Source organism: Streptomyces sp. S063 (assembly GCF_002832675.1).
GTDB lineage: Bacteria > Actinomycetota > Actinomycetes > Streptomycetales > Streptomycetaceae > Streptomyces > Streptomyces sindenensis.
The window spans coordinates 4,519,625-4,538,018 of the sequence record NZ_CP021707.1 but is presented as its reverse complement, the minus strand read 5'-3'; the positions used below and the strand labels follow the sequence as shown (position 1 = coordinate 4,538,018).

The following is an 18,394-nucleotide window of genomic DNA, read 5'->3' as shown; positions in this document are numbered from 1 at the left end:
GTCGTCCGCGTCTGTCCCGCGTGCCCGTTCTGTACACACGGGTTCTGTACGCACGGGAGTCTAGGGCCTGCTAAACGGAGCGTAAGCAGCCGCGTCGGACATCGGGTGGGGTTATCCCTACTTCACCCCCACCCACGAGCCCCATGGTGTGCGTGCGTGCGGCCCGGCAGGCTGTGGGTATGACCATGAGCCCCTCCCTGCCGGACCCCGACCGGTTGCCGCCCGCCCGATTCGCCCTCGACCGATGGACCTGGCGGGAGATCGCTTACCTGCTGGCCAATCTGCCGGTGGCTGTCGTCGGGTTCGTCTACACGGTTGTTGTGATCAGCGTGGGCGCCGGACTGTCCGTCACCGTGATCGGTCTGCCGCTGCTGGTCGGCGGGCTCCAGGGGGCCCGGCTGCTGGGCGGGCTGGAGCGGCGGCGGGCCCGATGGATGCTCGGCGTGCGGGTGGAGGAGCCGAGTCCGCTGGGGCGCGGCCACCGGGACGAGGGGTTCTTCGTCCGGCTGTGGGCGGGACTGAAGGACCCGGTGGGCTGGCGGGCGTTGTTGTACGCCTTCATTCGACTGCCGTGGGGGGTGCTGACGTTCGGGGTGACGCTGGTGAGCCTGTTCGTCCTGTGGCCGGTGCTGCCGTTCATCGCGCGAGGGCTGACGGCGGTGGACCGGGCGATGGTGCGCGGGCTGCTGTCTCCGTCGGACGAGTTGGAGCGGCGGATCGCCGAGCTGGAGTCGGACCGGGGTGTGGTGGTGGACACCGCCGCCGCCGACCTGCGCCGCATCGAACGCGACCTGCACGACGGCGCCCAGGCCCGCCTGGTCGCCCTCGCCATGGGGCTCGGCCTGGCGAAGGAGAAGCTCACCGACGACCCCGAGGCCGCGGCCCGCATGGTCGACGAGGCCCACGGGGAGATCAAGGTGGCCCTTCAGGAACTGCGCGACCTGGCCCGCGGAATCCACCCCGCCGTCCTCACCGACCGGGGCCTGGACGCCGCACTCTCCGCCATCGCCTCCCGCTGCACGGTCCCGGTCAAGGTGGCAGTGGGGCTTCAGGGGCGTCCGGCGGAGGCGATCGAAGGGATCGCCTATTTCACCGTCTCGGAACTGCTCCAGAACATCAGCAAGCACAGTGGCGCACGGTCGGCCGCCGTCGACGTGTGGCGTTCGGGGGACCGGCTGTTGCTCCAGGTCACGGACGACGGCGGGGGCGGGGCCCGGTTGGACGGCGGCTCGGGGCTGGCGGGGCTTGCCGAGCGGCTCGACGCGGTCGACGGGGTGCTCGTCCTGGACTCGCCCGAAGGCGGGCCGACGACCGTCACCGCCGAGCTGCCCTGGCGCGACCGGAGGTAGGGAAAACCCCCGGTCGGATACGGAGAGAGCCCTCATGGTGCGGAAGGCCGCCGGCCAGCACCCTGGAAGGGAGAACGGAGGAAGAACGGTCCGTGGTGACGGGCCGCCTCCGGCGCCACGGCGGCGCGCACCGCGCATACAACCCACGGTCACACCCCACAAACACACCCCACAAGCGCAGCCCGCGAGCACAGCCCGCGCGCGCAGTTCACGAGCACAGCCCACTGAGAGACTGAGACAGAGACGGAACGGACGGGACTCATGGCCACGGCATACGGACCGGACACGCGGGACCGGGAGCACGAGGGTTCCGCCCCCGGCTTCGGAGGGAAGACCCGGACGAAGCACTTTCTCCCCGCGCCGCTGCGTGCGCCGCTGGAGGCCCGTGCCTGGAGCGAGCTCCTTTACGCGCTGCTGAGCTTCCCGCTCAGCACGGTGATGTTCGTCTTCGCGGTCACCATGACGTCGTTGAGCGCGGGCCTGATGGTCACCTTCGTCGGGATACCGGTCCTCGCCGTCGGGCTCGCCGTGTGCCGGGGCTTCGGATCGCTGGAACGGCTCCGGGCGCGGGCGCTGCTGCGGGTGGAGGTAGCGGATCCGGAGCCGGTGCGGGGGAAGACCGGCGGCCCGATGTCCTGGATGGGCGCGATACTCAAGAGCGGGGTGTCCTGGCGTCACCTGCTGTACACGCTGCTGCACTTCCCGTGGGCCGTGTTCACGTTCGTCGTCGCGATCTCGTTCTGGACGTACGGTCTGGCGGGGCTGACGTACCCGCTGTGGTTCTGGCTCTTCCCGGCGTTCGCCGGGCAGGACGGCATCCAGCTGTACGGCGACCGCACCCACGCGGAGTATCTGAACTCGCCCCTCGAGCTGGCGGCGACCGGGGCGGTGGGTCTGGTGCTGGTGATGGCGGCGCCCTGGGTCGTGCGGGGTCTGCTGACGGTGGACCGGTTGATGGTCACCGGCCTGCTGGGGCCGTCCCGGCTGGCCACCCGGGTCTCCGAGCTGGAGTCGGACCGGGGTGTGGTGGTGGACACCGCCGCCGCCGACCTGCGCCGCATCGAACGCGACCTGCACGACGGCGCCCAGGCCCGCCTGGTCGCCCTCGCCATGGATCTGGGGCTGGCGAAGGAGAAGCTCACCGACGACCCCGAGGCCGCGGCCCGCATGGTCGACGAGGCACATGGCGAGGTGAAGGTGGCACTTCAGGAGCTGCGCGACCTGGCCCGCGGAATCCACCCCGCCGTCCTCACCGACCGGGGCCTGGACGCCGCACTCTCCGCGATAGCCTCCCGCTGCACCGTGCCCGTGGCCGTCGAGGTGGACCTGGACTCGCGTCCGGCACAGGCGATCGAGGGGATCGCGTATTTCACCGTCTCGGAACTGCTCCAGAACATCAGCAAGCATGCCCGAGCGACCCGGGCCTCGGTCGATGTGTGGCGGGCGGGGGACCGGCTGATGCTCCAGGTCACGGACAACGGCCGAGGCGGAGCGTCGTCGGCCGCGGGTGGCGGCCTCACCGGACTGGCAGAGCGACTGGACGCCGTGGACGGGGTCCTGGTGGTCGACTCCCCGACCGGCGGCCCGACGACGATTACGGCCGAGCTGCCCTGGCGGGGCTGACCCGGACGCACCGACCGAGCAGGGTGCCCGGCGGAGCAGGTGGACGGGGCCGCCTCGAACGGACCTCGCCCCCCCGGCCGGCCTGACGGGCGGGGCTGAGGACGGACCTCGCTCTCCCTCGCTCCTCATCGGGGCCGGCCCCTCCCCCACCTCCCATCGGGGCCGGCACCTCCCCTTTCGCCCACCTCCCATCCGGGCCGGCCCCTCCCCCCTCCCTCACCTCCCATCCGGGCCGGCACCTCTCCCCACCCAGGGCCCGCTCCTGCCTCCCGCTTTCCCCCCGCCGCCTTGTCGGCCCCCTCCCCTTCCCGGCCGCCTTGCCCGCCCCTCCCCTGTCGCCTTGCCCTCCCCTCCCCGGTCCGGTGGGTTATCCACAGGTCCCCCATCCGTGTCCGGGTCCTGGGATGCTGGAGCGGTCGGGGCGTGACGCGCAGTGGTCGGGCGCGGGGCGTGCGGGGTCGCGGGGAACGCGGCATATTCGAAAAGTGGGGGACTCGCAGTCGTGGAGAACGTGGAGAACAGGGTGCGCGTGGTCATCGCCGAGGATTCGGTACTGCTCCGGGAGGGGCTCACCCGGCTGCTCACCGATCTCGGGCACGACGTGGTCGCGGGGGTCGGGGACGCGGAGGCGCTGCTCAAGACCGTGGCGGAGCTCGACGCGGAGCAGGCGCTTCCCGATGTGGTGGTCGCCGACGTGCGGATGCCGCCGACGCACACCGACGAGGGGGTGCGCGCGGCGGTGCGGTTGCGGAAGGACTACCCGGGCATCGGGGTGCTGGTCCTCTCCCAGTACGTGGAGGAGCAGTACGCCACCGAGCTGCTGGCGGGGAGCAGCCGCGGGGTGGGATATCTGCTGAAGGACCGGGTGGCCGAGGTCCGCGAGTTCGTGGACGCGGTCGTCCGGGTGGCGCAGGGCGGTACGGCGCTGGACCCGGAAGTGGTGGCGCAGCTGCTGGGCCGCAGCCGCAAGCAGGACGTGCTGGCCGGGCTGACGCCGCGCGAGCGGGAGGTCCTCGGTCTGATGGCCGAGGGCCGGACCAACTCCGCCATCGCCCGGCAGCTCGTGGTGAGCGACGGGGCGGTCGAGAAGCACGTCAGCAACATCTTCCTGAAGCTTGGCCTCTCGCCCAGTGACGGGGACCACCGGCGCGTCCTCGCCGTGCTGACCTATCTGAATTCCTGATTCCTGAGCCCCAGGCCCTAAGCACCCTGCCAGGCGCTGAGCGCGAGGGAATGCGCCGGGACGCCCCGGAGGTGCCTCGGGGCGCCACCCGATCCGGGGTGTCCGGCGGACAGCCGACGGGCACCTCTGATCAGGGAGGGCCTAGGGCGAAAGGCCCAGGGGGCGGGCATCTCCAGCCCCATGATCGAGGGCCGGTGAAACGTGACAAGCCTTACTAAAAGGGTGTCTCAAAAGAGGGTCCACCATATGATCGGTCCCTGGAGGACAACCTACGCAGACGTAGGGTGGCCTCTGGGATCCGCCGGCCGCCGGACGGTTCCGAACCGCCGCCCCAAGGGAGGTCCAGTTCAGTGACGAGCCAGGTCAGTAGCGCGGCAGAGAAGGCCGATGAGGCCAACGACGCCGTCCTCGGGGGCCAGCGAGCCCCCCTGTCAGGTACGACGGGAACCACGGGCGGCGACGGGAAGGAAGTCCGCCGCCTGGACCGGGTGATCATCCGCTTCGCGGGCGACTCGGGTGACGGTATGCAGCTCACGGGCGACCGGTTCACCTCGGAGACCGCTTCCTTCGGCAACGATCTCTCCACCCTGCCGAACTTCCCGGCGGAGATCCGCGCCCCCGCCGGCACGCTGCCGGGGGTCTCTTCCTTTCAGCTCCACTTTGCCGATCATGACATTCTGACTCCGGGCGATGCCCCCAACGTCCTGGTCGCGATGAATCCCGCCGCATTGAAGGCGAACATCGACGACGTACCGCGCGGTGCGGAAATCATTGTGAACACCGACGAGTTCACGAAGCGGCCGATGGCGAAGGTGGGGTATGCGACCAGCCCGCTGGAGGACGGTTCGCTGGAGGCCTACAACGTCCATCCGGTGCCGCTGACGACGCTGACGTTGGAGGCGCTGAAGGAGTTCGGGCTCCCCCGCAAGGAGGCCGAGCGGTCCAAGAACATGTTCGCGCTCGGGCTGCTGTCGTGGATGTACCACCGGCCGACCGAGGGGACGGAAGCGTTCCTGCGGGCGAAATTCGCGAAGAAGCCGGAGATCGCCGAGGCAAATGTGGCGGCCTTCCGGGCCGGGTGGAATTTCGGCGAGACGACCGAGGACTTCGCGGTCTCCTACGAGGTCGCCCCGGCCTCGCAGGCCTTCCCCACCGGGACCTACCGCAACATCTCCGGGAACCTCGCGCTGTCCTACGGCCTGATCGCCGCCGGGCAGCTGGCGGATCTGCCGCTCTACCTGGGCTCGTATCCCATCACTCCGGCCTCGGACATCCTGCACGAGCTCTCCCGGCACAAGAACTTCGGCGTGCGCACCTTCCAGGCCGAGGACGAGATCGCCGGGATCGGGGCGGCGCTGGGCGCGGCGTTCGGCGGGGCGCTGGGGGTGACCACGACATCGGGGCCCGGCGTGGCGCTGAAGTCGGAGACGATCGGGCTCGCGGTCTCCCTGGAGCTGCCCCTGCTGATCATCGACATCCAGCGCGGCGGCCCGTCGACCGGGCTGCCGACCAAGACCGAGCAGGCCGACCTGCTCCAGGCGATGTACGGCAGGAACGGCGAGGCCCCGGTTCCGATCGTGGCCCCGCGCACCCCTGCGGACTGCTTCGACGCCGCGATCGACGCGGCCCGGATCGCCCTGACGTACCGGACGCCGGTCTTCCTGCTCTCCGACGGCTATCTGGCCAACGGCTCCGAGCCCTGGCGCATCCCGGAGACGGACGCGCTGCCCGACCTCAAGACGCCGTTCGCCACCGGGCCGAACCACACCCTGGCCGATGGCACCGAGGTCTTCTGGCCCTACAAGCGCGACCCGCAGACCCTGGCCCGCCCCTGGGCGGTCCCCGGCACGGCCGGCCTGGAGCACCGCATCGGCGGGATCGAGAAGCAGGACGGCACCGGCAACATCTCCTACGACCCGGCCAACCACGACTTCATGGTCCGCACCCGCCAGGCCAAGATCGACGGCATCGAGGTTCCCGACCTCGAGGTCGACGACCCGGCCGGGGCGGCGACGCTGGTGCTCGGTTGGGGGTCGACGTACGGGCCGATCACCGCCGCCGTACGCCGTCTGCGCGCCGCGGGGGCTCCCATCGCCCAGGCCCATCTGCGCCATCTCAACCCCTTCCCGAAGAATCTCGGCGAGGTACTGAAGCGCTACGACAAGGTCGTCGTGCCGGAGATGAACCTCGGTCAGCTAGCGATGCTGCTGCGGGCGAGGTATCTGGTGGACGCCCACAGCTACAACCAGGTCAACGGAATGCCGTTCAAGGCCGAGCAGCTCGCCACGGCTCTCAAGGAGGCCATCGATGCCTGACACCGACGCACTGCGGCACAACGAACTGCTGCAGCTGGTGCCGAAGGCCGAGGCGAAGCAGTCCATGAAGGACTTCAAGTCGGACCAGGAAGTGCGCTGGTGCCCCGGCTGCGGCGACTACGCGGTTCTCGCCGCCGTCCAGGGCTTCATGCCCGAGCTGGGGCTGGCGAAGGAGAACATCGCCTTCGTCTCCGGCATCGGCTGCTCCTCCCGTTTCCCGTACTACATGAACACCTACGGGATGCACTCCATCCACGGCCGGGCCCCGTCCATCGCGACCGGGCTCGCCACCTCCCGCCGCGATCTGTCGGTGTGGGTGGTCACCGGTGACGGCGACGCGCTCTCCATCGGCGGCAACCACCTCATCCACGCCCTGCGCCGCAACGTCAACCTCAAGATCCTGCTGTTCAACAACCGGATCTACGGGCTGACGAAGGGCCAGTACAGCCCCACATCCGAGCTGGGCAAGATCACCAAGTCGACGCCGATGGGTTCGCTCGACGCGCCCTTCAATCCGGTGTCGCTGGCCCTCGGCGCGGAGGCGACGTTCGTGGCGCGGACGGTCGACTCCGACCGCAAGCACCTCACGAGCGTGCTGCGCGCGGCCGCCGAGCACTCGGGCACGGCACTGGTGGAGATCTACCAGAACTGCAACATCTTCAACGACGGTGCTTTCGAGGTCCTGAAGGACAAGGAGCAGGCCGCGGAGGCCGTCATCCGGCTCGAACACGGGCAGCCGATCCTCTTCGGTTCCCAGGAGCCCAAGGGCGTCGTCCGCGATCCGGCCACCGGCGATCTCCAGGTCGTGGCCGTCACGGAGGAGAACCGCTCGCAGGTCCTCGTCCACGACGCCCACGCGGAATCGCCCACGACGGCGTTCGCGCTGTCCCGGCTCGCGGACGCGGACACCCTGCACCACACCCCGATCGGGGTGCTGCGCAGCGTGGAGCGGCCCGTCTACGACACGCTGATGTCGGACCAGCTGGATGCCGCCGTCGAGCGCGACGGCAAGGGCGACCTGGCCTCGCTCCTCGCGGGCAACGACACCTGGACGGTCATCGGCTGAGCCGAGGCGAGTTCCGTAGGCACATCACCGAGGCCCGGGCCTGATCCTTGCGAGGATCAGGCCCGGGCCTCGTCGTACGCCTCGCGTGCCGCCCCCGGAAACTTCCACTTTCTAAAAGTTAGCGCTTCCTCTAGGGTGGTGTTCCAAGCGCGTACTCGAAGCACGTATGCAAAGCGCGCATTCGAAGCACGCAGACGCATCAGCTGATCAAAATCGGAGCCCCCCATGAGCATCGTTGTCACCGGAGCCACTGGCGCACTCGGCCGCCTCGTCGTCGACGCCCTGCTGACCACGGTCCCGGCCGGCGAAGTCGTCGCGGTCGTGCGTGACAAGGAGAAGGCCGCCGCACTCGCCGCCCGGGGCGTGGAGCTGCGCATCGCGGACTACAGCGCCCCCGAGACCCTCGCCGGAGCCTTCCGGTCCGGGGACCGGGTGCTGTTGATCTCCGGCAGCGAGGTGGGCCGGCGGGTGGCGCAGCACGCGGCCGTCATCGACGCGGCCAAGGCTGCGGGCGTCGCCCAGCTCGCGTACACCGGCATCCTCGGCGGACCGGACGCGGACTTCACGCTGGCCGACGAGCACAAGGCCACCGAGCAGCTGATCCTCGACTCCGGACTGCCGTACACCTTCCTGCGCAACGGCTGGTACACGGAGAACTACACCGCCAACCTGGCCCCGGTCCTGGAGCACCGCGCGGTCGTCGCCAACGCGGGCGAGGGCCGCGTCGCCTCCGCCGCCCGGGCCGACTACGCCGCCGCCGCGGCCGCCGTCCTCACCGGCGACGGCCACCTGAACACCGCCTACGAGCTGAGCGGCGACACCGCCTGGTCGCTCGCCGAGTACGCCGCGCTGCTCTCCGAGCTGACCGGCGAGACGATCGCGTACAGCAACGTCCCGGCCGCCGCGCACCAGGAGATCCTGGTCGGCGCGGGGCTGCCCGAGGGCTTCGCGGCGATCCTCGTCGACGTGGACGAGGCGATCGGGCGCGGACGGCTCGCGGGGACGAGCGGCGACCTCGCACGGCTCATCGGCCGCCCGACAACACCCCTCGCCGAGACCGTACGGGCCGCCCTGTCCGCCGCCTGAGTCACAAGCCCCGCCCGCCGTATCCACCCCACCCGGGGCTGTCATGAGCGTCCCCGTGAGACGGCTATGACACACAGCCCTTCCGGCGCTACCGTCGTGCCGTTGACCGGATACGGCCGGCGCGGACGAGGGGGCCGGGAGGGCACAGGTGGAAGGCAAGAACGAGCAGCGGGCGGGCCTGCTGTACGGAATCGGCGCATACGGGATGTGGGGTCTGGTCCCGCTGTTCTGGCCGCTGCTCGAACCGTCCGGAGCGATCGAGATCCTCGCCCACCGGATGGTCTGGTCGCTCGGCGTCGTCGCCGTCGCCCTCCTGCTCGTACGCCGCTGGGCCTGGATCGGCGAGCTGGTCCGCGACCGGCGCAAGCTGGGCCTGATATCGGTGGCGGCGGCGACGATCTCCGTCAACTGGGGCCTCTACATCTGGGCCGTGAACAACGAGCGCGTCGTCGAGGCCTCACTCGGCTACTTCATCAACCCGCTGGTCACCATCGCCATGGGCGTCCTGCTGCTGGGCGAACGGCTGCGGCCCGCCCAGTGGGCCGCGGTCGCCACGGGCGTGGCCGCGGTTCTCGTCCTGGCGATCGGGTACGGCAAGCCGCCGTGGGTCTCGCTGGTGCTGGCGTTCTCCTTCGCCACGTACGGCCTGGTGAAGAAGAAGGTGAACATGGGCGGCCTGGAGTCCCTGGCCGCCGAGACCGCCGTGCTCTTCGTGCCCGCGCTCGGCTTCCTGCTCTGGCTCGCCGCCACCGGCGAGTCGACGTTCATGGCCGGGGGCGCCGGGCACGGGTTGCTGCTCGCCGCGACGGGCATCGTCACCGCGCTCCCGCTGATCTGCTTCGGCGCGGCGGCGATCCGGGTGCCGCTGACCATGCTGGGGCTTCTCCAGTATCTGGCCCCGGTCTTCCAGTTCGGCCTCGGCGTCCTCTACTTCCACGAGGCGATGCCGCCCGAGCGGTGGGCCGGGTTCGCCCTCGTCTGGCTCGCCCTGTCACTGCTGACCTGGGACGCCCTGCGTACCGCGCGGCGCAACCGGGCGCTGGCGGCGGAGCTGCTGGCGACGGCGGCCGCCGCCCCGGCGACCGCGGTTCCGGACCCCGGGCCGCCCCCGGCGAACTCCGCAGAACAAAAGATTACCTAGTTGCTTTTCTGACTCGGTTACGTTTTCCTGGTCGTGGACGACCGGAGAAGCGTGACCGAAGGAAAGGCATGGGCATGGGCACGGCCGACGACCTCGCCGACGTACTCATCGTGGGAGCGGGACCCACCGGGCTGGTGCTGGCCTGTGATCTGGCCCGGCGCGGGGCCGCCGTACGGATCGTGGACCGGTCCTGCGCGCCGCCACGCACCTCTCGCGCCAAGGGCCCCAACGCCCGGTCCCTGGAGATCCTGGACGACCTCGGGGTGGCCGAGGAGGTGCTCGCCGCGGGTTCGGCCCCGCTGCCGATGCTCAAGTACCGTCACCGTCTCCCGGTCGCGGAGACCGATCCGTGGGCGGACTCCGCGCCGTCCCCGGACGCCCCCTACGCACGGGGACGGCTGATCGCCCAGTGGCGGCTGGAGGAGATCCTGCGCGACCGGCTGGCCGGCTACGGCATCCGCGTCGAGCTGGGCCGCGAGGTCGTGGGCCTGGCGGAGCGGGCCGACAGGCAGCAGGCCGACGGGCGGCAGGTCGACGTGACGTTCGCGGAGGGCCGGACGGAACGTGTCCGGTACGTCGTCGGGTGCGACGGCGCCCACAGCTCCGTACGGAAGCTGCTCGGGATCGGGTTCGCGGGGACCACCGCCGAGGACCAGGTGATGGTCTGCGGCGATGTCGACCTGGCCGAAGGCGCCCTGGACCGTACCCGCTGGCATCAGTGGTTCGACGAGGACGGCGCGGTCATGCTCTGCCCGATCCCCGGCACGCGGACGGGCTGGTGGTTCCAGGCCGGGCCGGAGCGGGACGGGCGGGGCCGCCCGCTCACGCCCACCGCCGACGGGTTCCGGCGGCTGCTCGCCCGCCACACCGCACTGCCCGGCCGGGCCCTGACGCGGGCCGAGCTGCTGTCGACGTACCGGGTCAACGTGCGGATGGCGGACCGTTTCCGCGCCGGGCGGGTCTTCCTCGCGGGCGACGCGGCACACGTCCACGCCGTCGCGGGCGGCCTCGGCATGAACACGGGCATCCAGGACGCGTTCAACCTGGGCTGGAAGCTGGGGCTGGTGCTCGCCGGTCGGGCGGGGGCGGAGCTGCTGGACACGTACGAGGAGGAGCGGCTTCCGGTGGCGGCCCGGACCCTGGACCTCACCTCGGAGCGGCTGCGGGCCACGCTGGAGGCGATCCGCCGGCCCGGTGGCGGCCTGGACGCGGCGATCACCCCGGACACGACCGGCCTGGGTGTCGGGTACCGCTGGAGCTCCCTGGCCCGGGACCGCGCCGGCGCCTCGCAGCGGCCGGGGGGCGGCTCGCCCGACATCCCGCAGCGGCCCGGGGACGACTCGACCGACACCTCGCGGCAGCCCGGGGACGACTCGACCGGCATCCCGCAGGCCGGGGACCGGGCCCCGGACGCCCCGTGCGTGGACGCCGCCACCGGGGCCCGCACCCGACTCCACCGCGTCTTCGCGGGTCCCCGCACCACCGTTCTCGGCTTCGGACCGGGCAGCGAGGCTGCCCTGCGCGAGGTGGCGGCCGCGTACGGCGACGTCGAGGTGCGGACCTGCCGCGTGTACGCGTCGTACGAGGGCGGGGCGCGGTCCGGCCCGGGAGCGGCGGTCGTCGACGATGAGGGACACGCGGCCGCCGCGTACGGAACGGGAGCCTTCGGCGATACGGGCACGGGCGCCGTCGTCGTCGTCCGCCCCGACCATCACCTGGGCCTGTGCGCCCCGGCGGACGACGGCCGCTCCGTACACGCGTATCTGCGCCGGCTCCACGGATCGGAACGGTTCTCCGGCATTGGTGGACGCCGCCCGTAAAGGCTGATTGAGTGCCCGGATGGGGACTGTCCTGGGGGCCATGAGGAACGTGCGGTGGCACGAATTGCAGCATGCGTACGGCTCCGCGTCCCAGGTTCCCGGGGTGCTGTCGCGGATCGCCTGGGGTGACGCGCCGTCGTCGGACGAGGCGCTGAACGATCTGGAACGGTGGATCGGCACCCCGCCCGTCTTCGACTCGACGGCGGCGACGGTGCCGTTCCTCTGGGAGCTGGCGGCGACGGACACGGTCCGGGACCGGGCCGGCGTGCTGGACCTGCTGTCCACGATCCTGGCCGCCGGAAACCCCGAGCACCCGGCGTGGACGCGCGCCGCGCACGAGGCGGTGGCGGAGGGGCGCGGCACGGCCGTCCGGCTGGCCGCGGACGACGCGGCGGCCTCGCCCCCTGGGACCGTCCGCGCGGCGGCGACGCGTCTGCTGGCCGCGATCGACGGGCACACGTGCCCCGCCTGCCCGGCCCGCCCCGCCCCTTCCCCGGACGGGGCATAGCCGGAAGGGCCTCAGGCCAGTTCGGCCTCGATCCGGTCCATCACGCTCCTCCAGTGCGCACGGCGCTCCTCGCGCTCCTCGGCGCTCGCCAGGCGCTCCTGGTGGAAGCGCAGCACGGTCCGGTCCTCGGAGCTGCCGGGTGTCACGGCCACCTGGACGGTGGAGGCCCCGTGGGTGAGGCGGATCCGGTCGCCGGGGCGGTAGCTGCGGATCTCGCCCTCGATGCCGTCCGCCGTACGGTACGGAGCGCCCTTCTCGGTGGGCACCGGGCCGTCGAGGCCGAGCCAGAGCGCGGCGCCCTCCGGGCCGGCGACGAAGTCCCAGACGGCGGTCAGCGGTCGGTGGATGGTCCGGGAGACGCCGATCTCCCAGCCTGCGTCCTGCGTGAGTCCGGTCGGCATGGCGGATACCCCTTCATCCGGTCGGTGCGTCGGCGTACCGATGCACCGGTACTGATCAGTCGATGGTTTCCACGTCGGACGCGGTGAGCCGGGCGCGGTGGGCGCGGACCTTGTGCCGGTTGCCGCAGCGCTCCATCGAGCACCAGCGGCGTTTGCCGGGGCGGGAGGTGTCCACGAACAACAGACGGCAGTCGTGCGCGCCGCAGGTGCGGATCCGGTGGGCGTACGCCCCGGTGAACAGGTCGATCGCGTCGCGGGCGACGGTGGACAGCAGCCCGGTCCCGGTGCCGCCCGGCGTCCACGCCCGCTCGCCGCCCGCGGTCAGCCGGGACGTCAACGAGGGCCGGGCGGCCGCGTCGTTGAGGGTGGCGAGGTCGTCCGGGGCCGGAGGCTCTTCCCGTACCCGGCTCTCCGTGATCCGCCAGAGCGCGTCGCGCAGCGCCCGCGCGTCCGCCACCTCCGCCGCGCTCACGACGAGCCCGCCGCCCACGCCCGAGCCGCGACCGGCACCGGAACCAGGACCGGCAGCGGCCCCGAGCCCGCCCGGCAACCGGCTCTCCTCCGCCCAGCGCACCAGGTCGGCCGGCTCGTGCAGCACCTCGAAGTGGGACAGCGGCCCGGGTCCACCGGTCGGCAGCAGCTCCAGGCACAGTGCGCCCGGATCGAACCGGAACGAACTGCCGTCCGGGTGCCGCAGCAACAGCCCCGGCGCGTTGGTTGCCTTTCCGCTCATGTAACCACTATAAACGGTTTCCATGACGGAGACACCGACACGGCCACTGTCCTGGAAGCTCGTGATCGACAGCGCCGACCCACACGCACAGGCCGGATTCTGGGCACAGGCCCTGGGTTACGTCGTCGAGGACAACAGCCCGCTGGTCGAGCAGCTGCTCGCGGCCGGAGCCGTGCCCGAGGCCATCACCACCCACGCCCACGGCCGCCGCGCCTGGCTCGACCTGGCGGCGGCCCGGCACCCGGACGATCCGTACGACGAGGTCAGCGGTACGGGGCAGGGGCGGCGGCTGCTGTTCCAGCGGGTGCCGGAACCGAAGACGGTGAAGAACCGCATCCACATCGACGTGCACTCCGCCCCGGGCCGGCGCGACGCGGAGGCCGAGCGGCTGACGGCGCTGGGCGCGCGGGCGCTGCGCACGGTCGACGAGCAGGGCGGAAGCTGGATCGTCATGACGGACCCGGAGGGCAACGAATTCTGTCTGAACTGAACCGGCCCGCCCCGGGGCGGTTCCGTCCGAACTGAACCGGCCGGCCCGGGGCGGAACACGGACCGCCCCGGCCAGGCAACCCCGACCACGGTAGATGCGTCATACAGGAAAACGACGCACGCGGCACGGCCGAGGGGAGACGGGGACACGATGGACGAGCAGCTGGTGAGGGCGTTCCGGTGGGCCGCTCGCGGCGTGGGCAGCGCCCTCGACTACATCGGCCTGCGCACCGGCGTCGGCACGCTCACCGGCGGCCTGCGCAACGCCGTCGGCCGCAGGCGGCGGTAGGACGTCTCAGGGCCTGCCACCCCGGGTCCCGTCCCCGCCGGACCCGCCACCGCCCTCGCGCTCCCGTCGCACCTCCTCACGGATCCGCTCCGCCATCAGGTCGGCGAGCGGATCCGTCACGTCCCAGGAGTGCGCGGCCGGGTGCCGGTCGTACAGCACGCAGGCGTCGCCGTCCTTGACGGACAGCCGGTGGATGACGGCCGGGCACGGAAGCAGCTCGGCGAACCGGAACTTCCGGCGTCCGTCGCCGTCGGTCCAGAACATCCACAGGTCGCGCCCGCCGGAAGCCGACACCGACGGGAGCTGGGCCGCGTGCTCGACCCCCTCCTCGTGCTCGCCGAGCTCGCACAGCAGGAATGCGTCCAGTTCGGGAGCTTCCGTCGCCTCGCCGGGCTCGTCCTCCAGACCCATGAGCGCGACCCGCGCGCCCATCTCGGGGAGTTCGGTGAAGGCGGTGCACTGCAGCATGGCTCTCATCCTTGCCGGTGAGGGTGGGGGAAGGCGGTCGTTCACAGAACCTCGCCCCGACTGCGGGCGTTGAGCCGGGCGGTCCTGGCCCGGAGTTGCTCCATGAGGAGCGCGGGCCGGACCCGGTGCGGCTCGGCCTCCCACTCGGCCCCGCCGCCGACGGGCCGCAGCGACCAGGAGGGGCCGGCGACCCCACGGAACTCGCCCACGCGGTCACCGTGACCGGTATCCACCAAGAGCGCACCGAGGGCCGGCAGGTCGGGAGGGCCCTGCGCATTCGGGCAAGCGTTCTCGCCGTACACCTATCGCTCCTCTCTGTAGCCGTATGACTACCAGGGCGATTCAGCGTGACCTACCGTGAGGAGTCATTCAACTTGCCTGTTCGGCACGGAAGATCGGGGCGGGGTCCGTGAACGTGAAGGAATTGAACCCGGAAAGCTCCGCGCAAGCGGCCTACGGTGCACGTCTGCGCGACTTACGGGAGAAGCGGGGCTGGACGCAGGAGGGCCTGGGAGACCGCAACGGCTACTCCAGCACCCACATCTCGTCGGTGGAAACCGGTCGCAAACTCGCGACCTTGCGCTTTTCGCGCAGTACGGACCGGGCGCTGGGGCTCACCGGGACCGAGGCGTCGTTCGAGCGCGAGCTGGGCCAGATCAAGCACGGCAGCCTGCTGGAGGGCTTCCCGGAGTTCCTCGGTTACGAGCGCCGGGCGGCGGAGATCCGGCTGTACGAGGTCGGCGTCATCCCGGGCCTGCTCCAGACCCCGGAGTACGCGACGGTCCTGGCGGACAGCGTCGTCCGGCGCCAAGTGATCACCGCGGACCAGGCCCAGGAGCGCGTCGCCCTGGTCGCGGAACGCCAGGCCGCCCTGGTCCGGGAGAAGCCGCCGCTGGTCTTCGCGCTGCTGGACGAGAGCTGCCTGCTCCGGCCGGTCGGCGGACCGGACGTCATGCGGGCGCAGCTGGACCGGCTCATCGACTTCGCCGAGCAGCCCAACACGGTAATCCAGGTGGTGCCGTTCTCCATGGGAGAGCACCGTCCGTTCAGCCTGCCAATCACCATCCTGACCATGCCCGACCGCTCGCTCATGTCGTACGCGGAGTCCGCGCAGCAGGGGTATCTGGAGCGTGAAAGTGGCTCGGTGGTGCAGCATCTGACGGCCTACCATCAGATGCAGGCGGTAGCGCCCTCCCAGGCCGCATCCGTTGACATGTTCAGGCAGTTGCGAAAGGGCACCCCGTGACAACCGAGACCCCCCGTTGGTTCACGTCCTCCTACAGCGAAAACGGCGGCCAGTGCGTCGAGGTCGCCACCAACCTCGCCGCCCCGCACGGCATCGTCCCCGTCCGCGACTCCAAGAACGTGCACGGCCCGGCCCTCAGCGTCCCCGCCGCCGCGTTCGGCGCCTTCGTCGCGGGTGTCCGGTCCGGGGACTTCGGCACCGTCTGAGCCGCGCGCGTCGGCCGAGGAACAGCCCCACCACGCAGGCCCGGTGGGGCTTTGCCGTTGCCGCCCGCTCCCAGCCCCCCGCTCCCCCTTGCCCTCAACCGCGCTTGAGGTCCTACGGTCGCCGTAAGGCCCGTACGACCAACCCGGCCGTCACGCCACCGAGGGAGCACCCGCCATGCCGGATCAGCAGCTCAGCGACGCCGAACTCGCCGCCCAGCCCGCCGCCTACTGGACCGGGGTCGCCTACGAGGCGCTCATCGCCTACACCCGGGAGCGGCAGGCCGAGAAGGGGTACACGCAGCCCCAGTTCTGGCTGCTGCGCAATCTGTCGGCCGCCGACATCTCACCCGACGGCGCGGGGATGACCCTCCCCGAGCTTCAGCAGGCCATGGCCTCGTACATCCGGCCCGAGGACGACCTCGCGGTCGAGGCCGAGGTGCTCGTACGCCGGGGCTGGCTGCGGCGGGACGCGGAGGACCGGCTGTGGATCACGGAGGAGGGGGAACAGGCACGCCTCGACCTCAGGCGCAACGCCCCGGCGATCCGCGCCGCGCTCCACGAGGGGATCCCCGACGCGGACTACGTCACCACCGTCAAGGTGCTGCGGCAGCTGGTGCGTAACGCGGGAGGGACCGCCGCCTGAGAGCCCCCATATCCGATCCACCCCTCGTGGGCAAGCGGCCGTTCGGGGCCTTCTAGGCTGGGGCCATGCCCACGCCCCCCGCATATGCCCTCGTCGCCACGGACCTGGACGGCACCCTGCTGCGCCCCGACGACACCGTCAGCGCCCGGTCCCGTGCCGCGCTCGGTCTCGCCGCCGCCTCGGACGCCCGGCATCTGATCGTGACCGGGCGGCCCGTCCCGGGGATACGGGCGCTGCTCGCGGACCTCGCGTACACCGGGCTCGTCGTCTGCGGGCAGGGCACCCAGCTCTACGACGCGGACGCCGGGCGGCTGCTGCGCTCCGCCACCCTGGACCGGGAGGCCGCCGACACCGCGCTCGGCAAGATCGAGGCGGAGGTCGGGGCCGTGTTCGCCGCCGTGGACCAGGACGGCATGGAAGGGGTGACCCTGATCGAGGCCGGCTACCGGATGCCGAATCCGACACTGCCCGCCCAACGTGTGGGCTCCCGCGAGGAGTTGTGGGAGCATCCCGTGATCAAGGTGCTGGTGCGCCACCCGGAGTTGGGCGACGACGCGCTGGCCGCCGCCGCACGCGGGGCCGTGGGCGATCTGGCGACGGTGACCATGGCGGGGCCCGGCACGGTGGAGCTGGCTCCGCGCGGGGTGGACAAGGGCACGGGGCTCGCGGCGGCCGCCGAGCTGCTGGGCATCGGGGCCGAGCGGACCGTCGCGTTCGGGGACATGCCCAACGACCTGCCGATGTTCGCCGGTTCGGGGCTTCGAGTGGCCATGGGCAATGCCCACCCGGAGCTGCGCGCGGCGGCCGACGAGGTGACCCTGACGAACGCGGAGGACGGGGTCGCGGTGGTCCTGGAGCGGCTGTTCGGCACCGGCTGCGCCTAGGCCCCGCCCCGGATCCCGTTTGGTCTAGACCAAGACGGGTAGGCTGCGGTCGCCCGCGTGGCGACCCCACCGCCACGCGCGGCGTTTGACATGCACCTGCTTTCCTCTCGTTCCACAAGGGCAGGCGGGTGGACCCCACGGACCCACCGAGGAGTTGTCGTGAAGCGCAAGAGGATGACGGCCGTCGTGACCCTGCTCGCCACCGGCCTCGCCGTGTCGCCGGCCGTCGCGGCGCCCAACGCCGCCGAGGGCAGGGCGCGGGTCGGCGCCGACTGGGCGAAGCAGTCGATCACCTTCACCGCCGCTCCGGGGCAGGTCAACGACCTCCACGTGGTCCCGATGGACCGGGGCGACGGGGTCCGGCGGATCGGGTTCCGGGATTCCGTTCCGCTCCGGCCCGGCGACCACTGCACGTACCTGGAGCCGGGCGTCGAGACGTACGTCGTCTGCGAACTGCCCACCGACAGCGCCCGGCCGGACCGGATCGACGTCTTCCTCGGCGACGGCGACGACGAGATCGCCACCAGCGACCCCGGTGTCGCCACCGTCAGCGGCGGCCCCGGTGACGACATGCTGCACGCCCACACCGCGCACACCGTGCGGGGCGACGCGGGCGACGACATGGTCATGGGGCGCGTCGTCCTGGACGGCGGCGACGGCATGGACCATCTGATGGCCGTCGACGGCGACCAGGTGCTGTGGGGCGGCCGGGGCGACGACATGATCGAGGCGTACGACGGCGATGACCTCGTGTACGCGGGCCCGGGCGACGACCACGTCATGGGCGGGGACGGCGACGACATCGTCCTCGGCGGCCCCGGTGACGACATGCTGCACGGCGAGGCGGGCGACGACGTGATCGTCGGCGGCTCCGGGAAGGACACGGCCGAGGGCGGCCCGGGCCGGAACATCACGCTCCCCTGAGCCGCGCGTCACGCCCGAAC

Annotated in this window: 20 protein-coding genes; 16 read left to right on the top strand and 4 right to left on the bottom strand. The window is 71.6% G+C overall.

Translation table 11 applies throughout. From position 1 onward, the window contains the following. Positions 1 to 179 precede the first annotated feature (179 nt). From CCZ36_RS21055 to CCZ36_RS21015, 9 genes are all read left to right on the top strand, one after another. Positions 180 to 1,349, top strand: a complete 1,170-nt coding sequence (locus CCZ36_RS21055; protein ID WP_128818347.1) for a sensor histidine kinase — start codon at positions 180 to 182, stop codon at positions 1,347 to 1,349. Positions 1,350 to 1,610: 261 nt separating this feature from the next. Then, positions 1,611 to 2,972, top strand: a complete 1,362-nt coding sequence (locus CCZ36_RS21050) for a sensor histidine kinase (protein WP_128818346.1) — start codon at positions 1,611 to 1,613, stop codon at positions 2,970 to 2,972. A gap of 523 nt (positions 2,973 to 3,495) precedes the next feature. After that, a complete protein-coding gene (locus CCZ36_RS21045) occupies positions 3,496 to 4,155 on the top strand; it encodes a response regulator transcription factor (RefSeq protein WP_010060860.1) in 660 nt (219 codons plus the stop codon). A gap of 350 nt (positions 4,156 to 4,505) precedes the next feature. Beyond that, entirely contained in the window at positions 4,506 to 6,470 is a 1,965-nt protein-coding gene (locus CCZ36_RS21040; RefSeq protein WP_069736423.1) for a 2-oxoacid:acceptor oxidoreductase subunit alpha, read from the top strand. Beyond that, on the top strand, positions 6,463 to 7,536 hold the full coding sequence (locus CCZ36_RS21035; protein ID WP_128818345.1) for a 2-oxoacid:ferredoxin oxidoreductase subunit beta: 1,074 nt from the start codon (positions 6,463 to 6,465) through the stop codon (positions 7,534 to 7,536). The genes CCZ36_RS21040 and CCZ36_RS21035 overlap by 8 nt, the downstream gene beginning before the upstream one ends. Before the next feature lie 225 nt (positions 7,537 to 7,761). Further along, a complete protein-coding gene (locus CCZ36_RS21030) occupies positions 7,762 to 8,622 on the top strand; it encodes an SDR family oxidoreductase (protein ID WP_069744263.1) in 861 nt (286 codons plus the stop codon). Positions 8,623 to 8,770: 148 nt separating this feature from the next. After that, positions 8,771 to 9,763 carry an EamA family transporter RarD gene (gene rarD, locus CCZ36_RS21025; protein ID WP_128818344.1) on the top strand — a complete coding sequence of 331 codons (993 nt, stop codon included), beginning with the start codon at positions 8,771 to 8,773 and terminating at the stop codon, positions 9,761 to 9,763. 68 nt (positions 9,764 to 9,831) lie between these two features. Beyond that, positions 9,832 to 11,583 (top strand): FAD-dependent monooxygenase, encoded by a 1,752-nt coding sequence (locus CCZ36_RS21020; RefSeq protein WP_237302714.1) that lies wholly within the window; start codon positions 9,832 to 9,834, stop codon positions 11,581 to 11,583. 19 nt (positions 11,584 to 11,602) lie between these two features. Continuing rightward, the gene (locus CCZ36_RS21015) at positions 11,603 to 12,091 is read left to right on the top strand and encodes a hypothetical protein (RefSeq protein ID WP_069736418.1); all 489 of its coding nucleotides are present in this window, start codon (positions 11,603 to 11,605) and stop codon (positions 12,089 to 12,091) included. A gap of 11 nt (positions 12,092 to 12,102) precedes the next feature. Here the strand turns inward: CCZ36_RS21015 and CCZ36_RS21010 are convergent, their stop codons facing one another. Both CCZ36_RS21010 and CCZ36_RS21005 read right to left on the bottom strand, forming a co-directional pair. Beyond that, complete coding sequence (locus tag CCZ36_RS21010; protein WP_069736417.1) at positions 12,103 to 12,492, bottom strand: SRPBCC family protein; 390 nt, start codon at positions 12,490 to 12,492, stop codon at positions 12,103 to 12,105. Between the two features lie 55 nt (positions 12,493 to 12,547). Further along, a complete protein-coding gene (locus CCZ36_RS21005) occupies positions 12,548 to 13,225 on the bottom strand; it encodes a CGNR zinc finger domain-containing protein (protein WP_128818343.1) in 678 nt (225 codons plus the stop codon). Between the two features lie 22 nt (positions 13,226 to 13,247). On the opposite strand from CCZ36_RS21005, the gene CCZ36_RS21000 reads away from it, so the two are divergent. Beyond that, positions 13,248 to 13,715, top strand: a complete 468-nt coding sequence (locus tag CCZ36_RS21000) for a VOC family protein (protein ID WP_069736415.1) — start codon at positions 13,248 to 13,250, stop codon at positions 13,713 to 13,715. Between the two features lie 150 nt (positions 13,716 to 13,865). Further along, positions 13,866 to 14,003 carry a hypothetical protein gene (locus CCZ36_RS34845; protein ID WP_164873534.1) on the top strand — a complete coding sequence of 46 codons (138 nt, stop codon included), beginning with the start codon at positions 13,866 to 13,868 and terminating at the stop codon, positions 14,001 to 14,003. 6 nt (positions 14,004 to 14,009) lie between these two features. Here the strand turns inward: CCZ36_RS34845 and CCZ36_RS20995 are convergent, their stop codons facing one another. Then, positions 14,010 to 14,471: a hypothetical protein gene (locus CCZ36_RS20995; RefSeq protein ID WP_069744269.1), complete on the bottom strand. Its 462-nt coding sequence runs from the start codon at positions 14,469 to 14,471 to the stop codon at positions 14,010 to 14,012. A gap of 41 nt (positions 14,472 to 14,512) precedes the next feature. Beyond that, complete coding sequence (locus tag CCZ36_RS20990; protein ID WP_069736413.1) at positions 14,513 to 14,773, bottom strand: hypothetical protein; 261 nt, start codon at positions 14,771 to 14,773, stop codon at positions 14,513 to 14,515. Between the two features lie 107 nt (positions 14,774 to 14,880). On the opposite strand from CCZ36_RS20990, the gene CCZ36_RS20985 reads away from it, so the two are divergent. From CCZ36_RS20985 to CCZ36_RS36530, 5 genes are all read left to right on the top strand, one after another. Then, complete coding sequence (locus CCZ36_RS20985; protein WP_128818342.1) at positions 14,881 to 15,717, top strand: helix-turn-helix domain-containing protein; 837 nt, start codon at positions 14,881 to 14,883, stop codon at positions 15,715 to 15,717. Then, a complete protein-coding gene (locus tag CCZ36_RS20980; protein WP_128818341.1) occupies positions 15,714 to 15,923 on the top strand; it encodes a DUF397 domain-containing protein in 210 nt (69 codons plus the stop codon). The genes CCZ36_RS20985 and CCZ36_RS20980 overlap by 4 nt, the downstream gene beginning before the upstream one ends. Before the next feature lie 175 nt (positions 15,924 to 16,098). Beyond that, on the top strand, positions 16,099 to 16,566 hold the full coding sequence (locus CCZ36_RS20975; RefSeq protein WP_069736410.1) for a transposase: 468 nt from the start codon (positions 16,099 to 16,101) through the stop codon (positions 16,564 to 16,566). A 65-nt stretch (positions 16,567 to 16,631) separates the two neighbouring features. Next, on the top strand, positions 16,632 to 17,450 hold the full coding sequence (locus tag CCZ36_RS20970; protein WP_069744272.1) for an HAD family hydrolase: 819 nt from the start codon (positions 16,632 to 16,634) through the stop codon (positions 17,448 to 17,450). Positions 17,451 to 17,624: 174 nt separating this feature from the next. Beyond that, positions 17,625 to 18,374 (top strand): calcium-binding protein, encoded by a 750-nt coding sequence (locus CCZ36_RS36530; RefSeq protein ID WP_443069845.1) that lies wholly within the window; start codon positions 17,625 to 17,627, stop codon positions 18,372 to 18,374. The last annotated feature ends 20 nt before the right edge of the window (positions 18,375 to 18,394 follow it).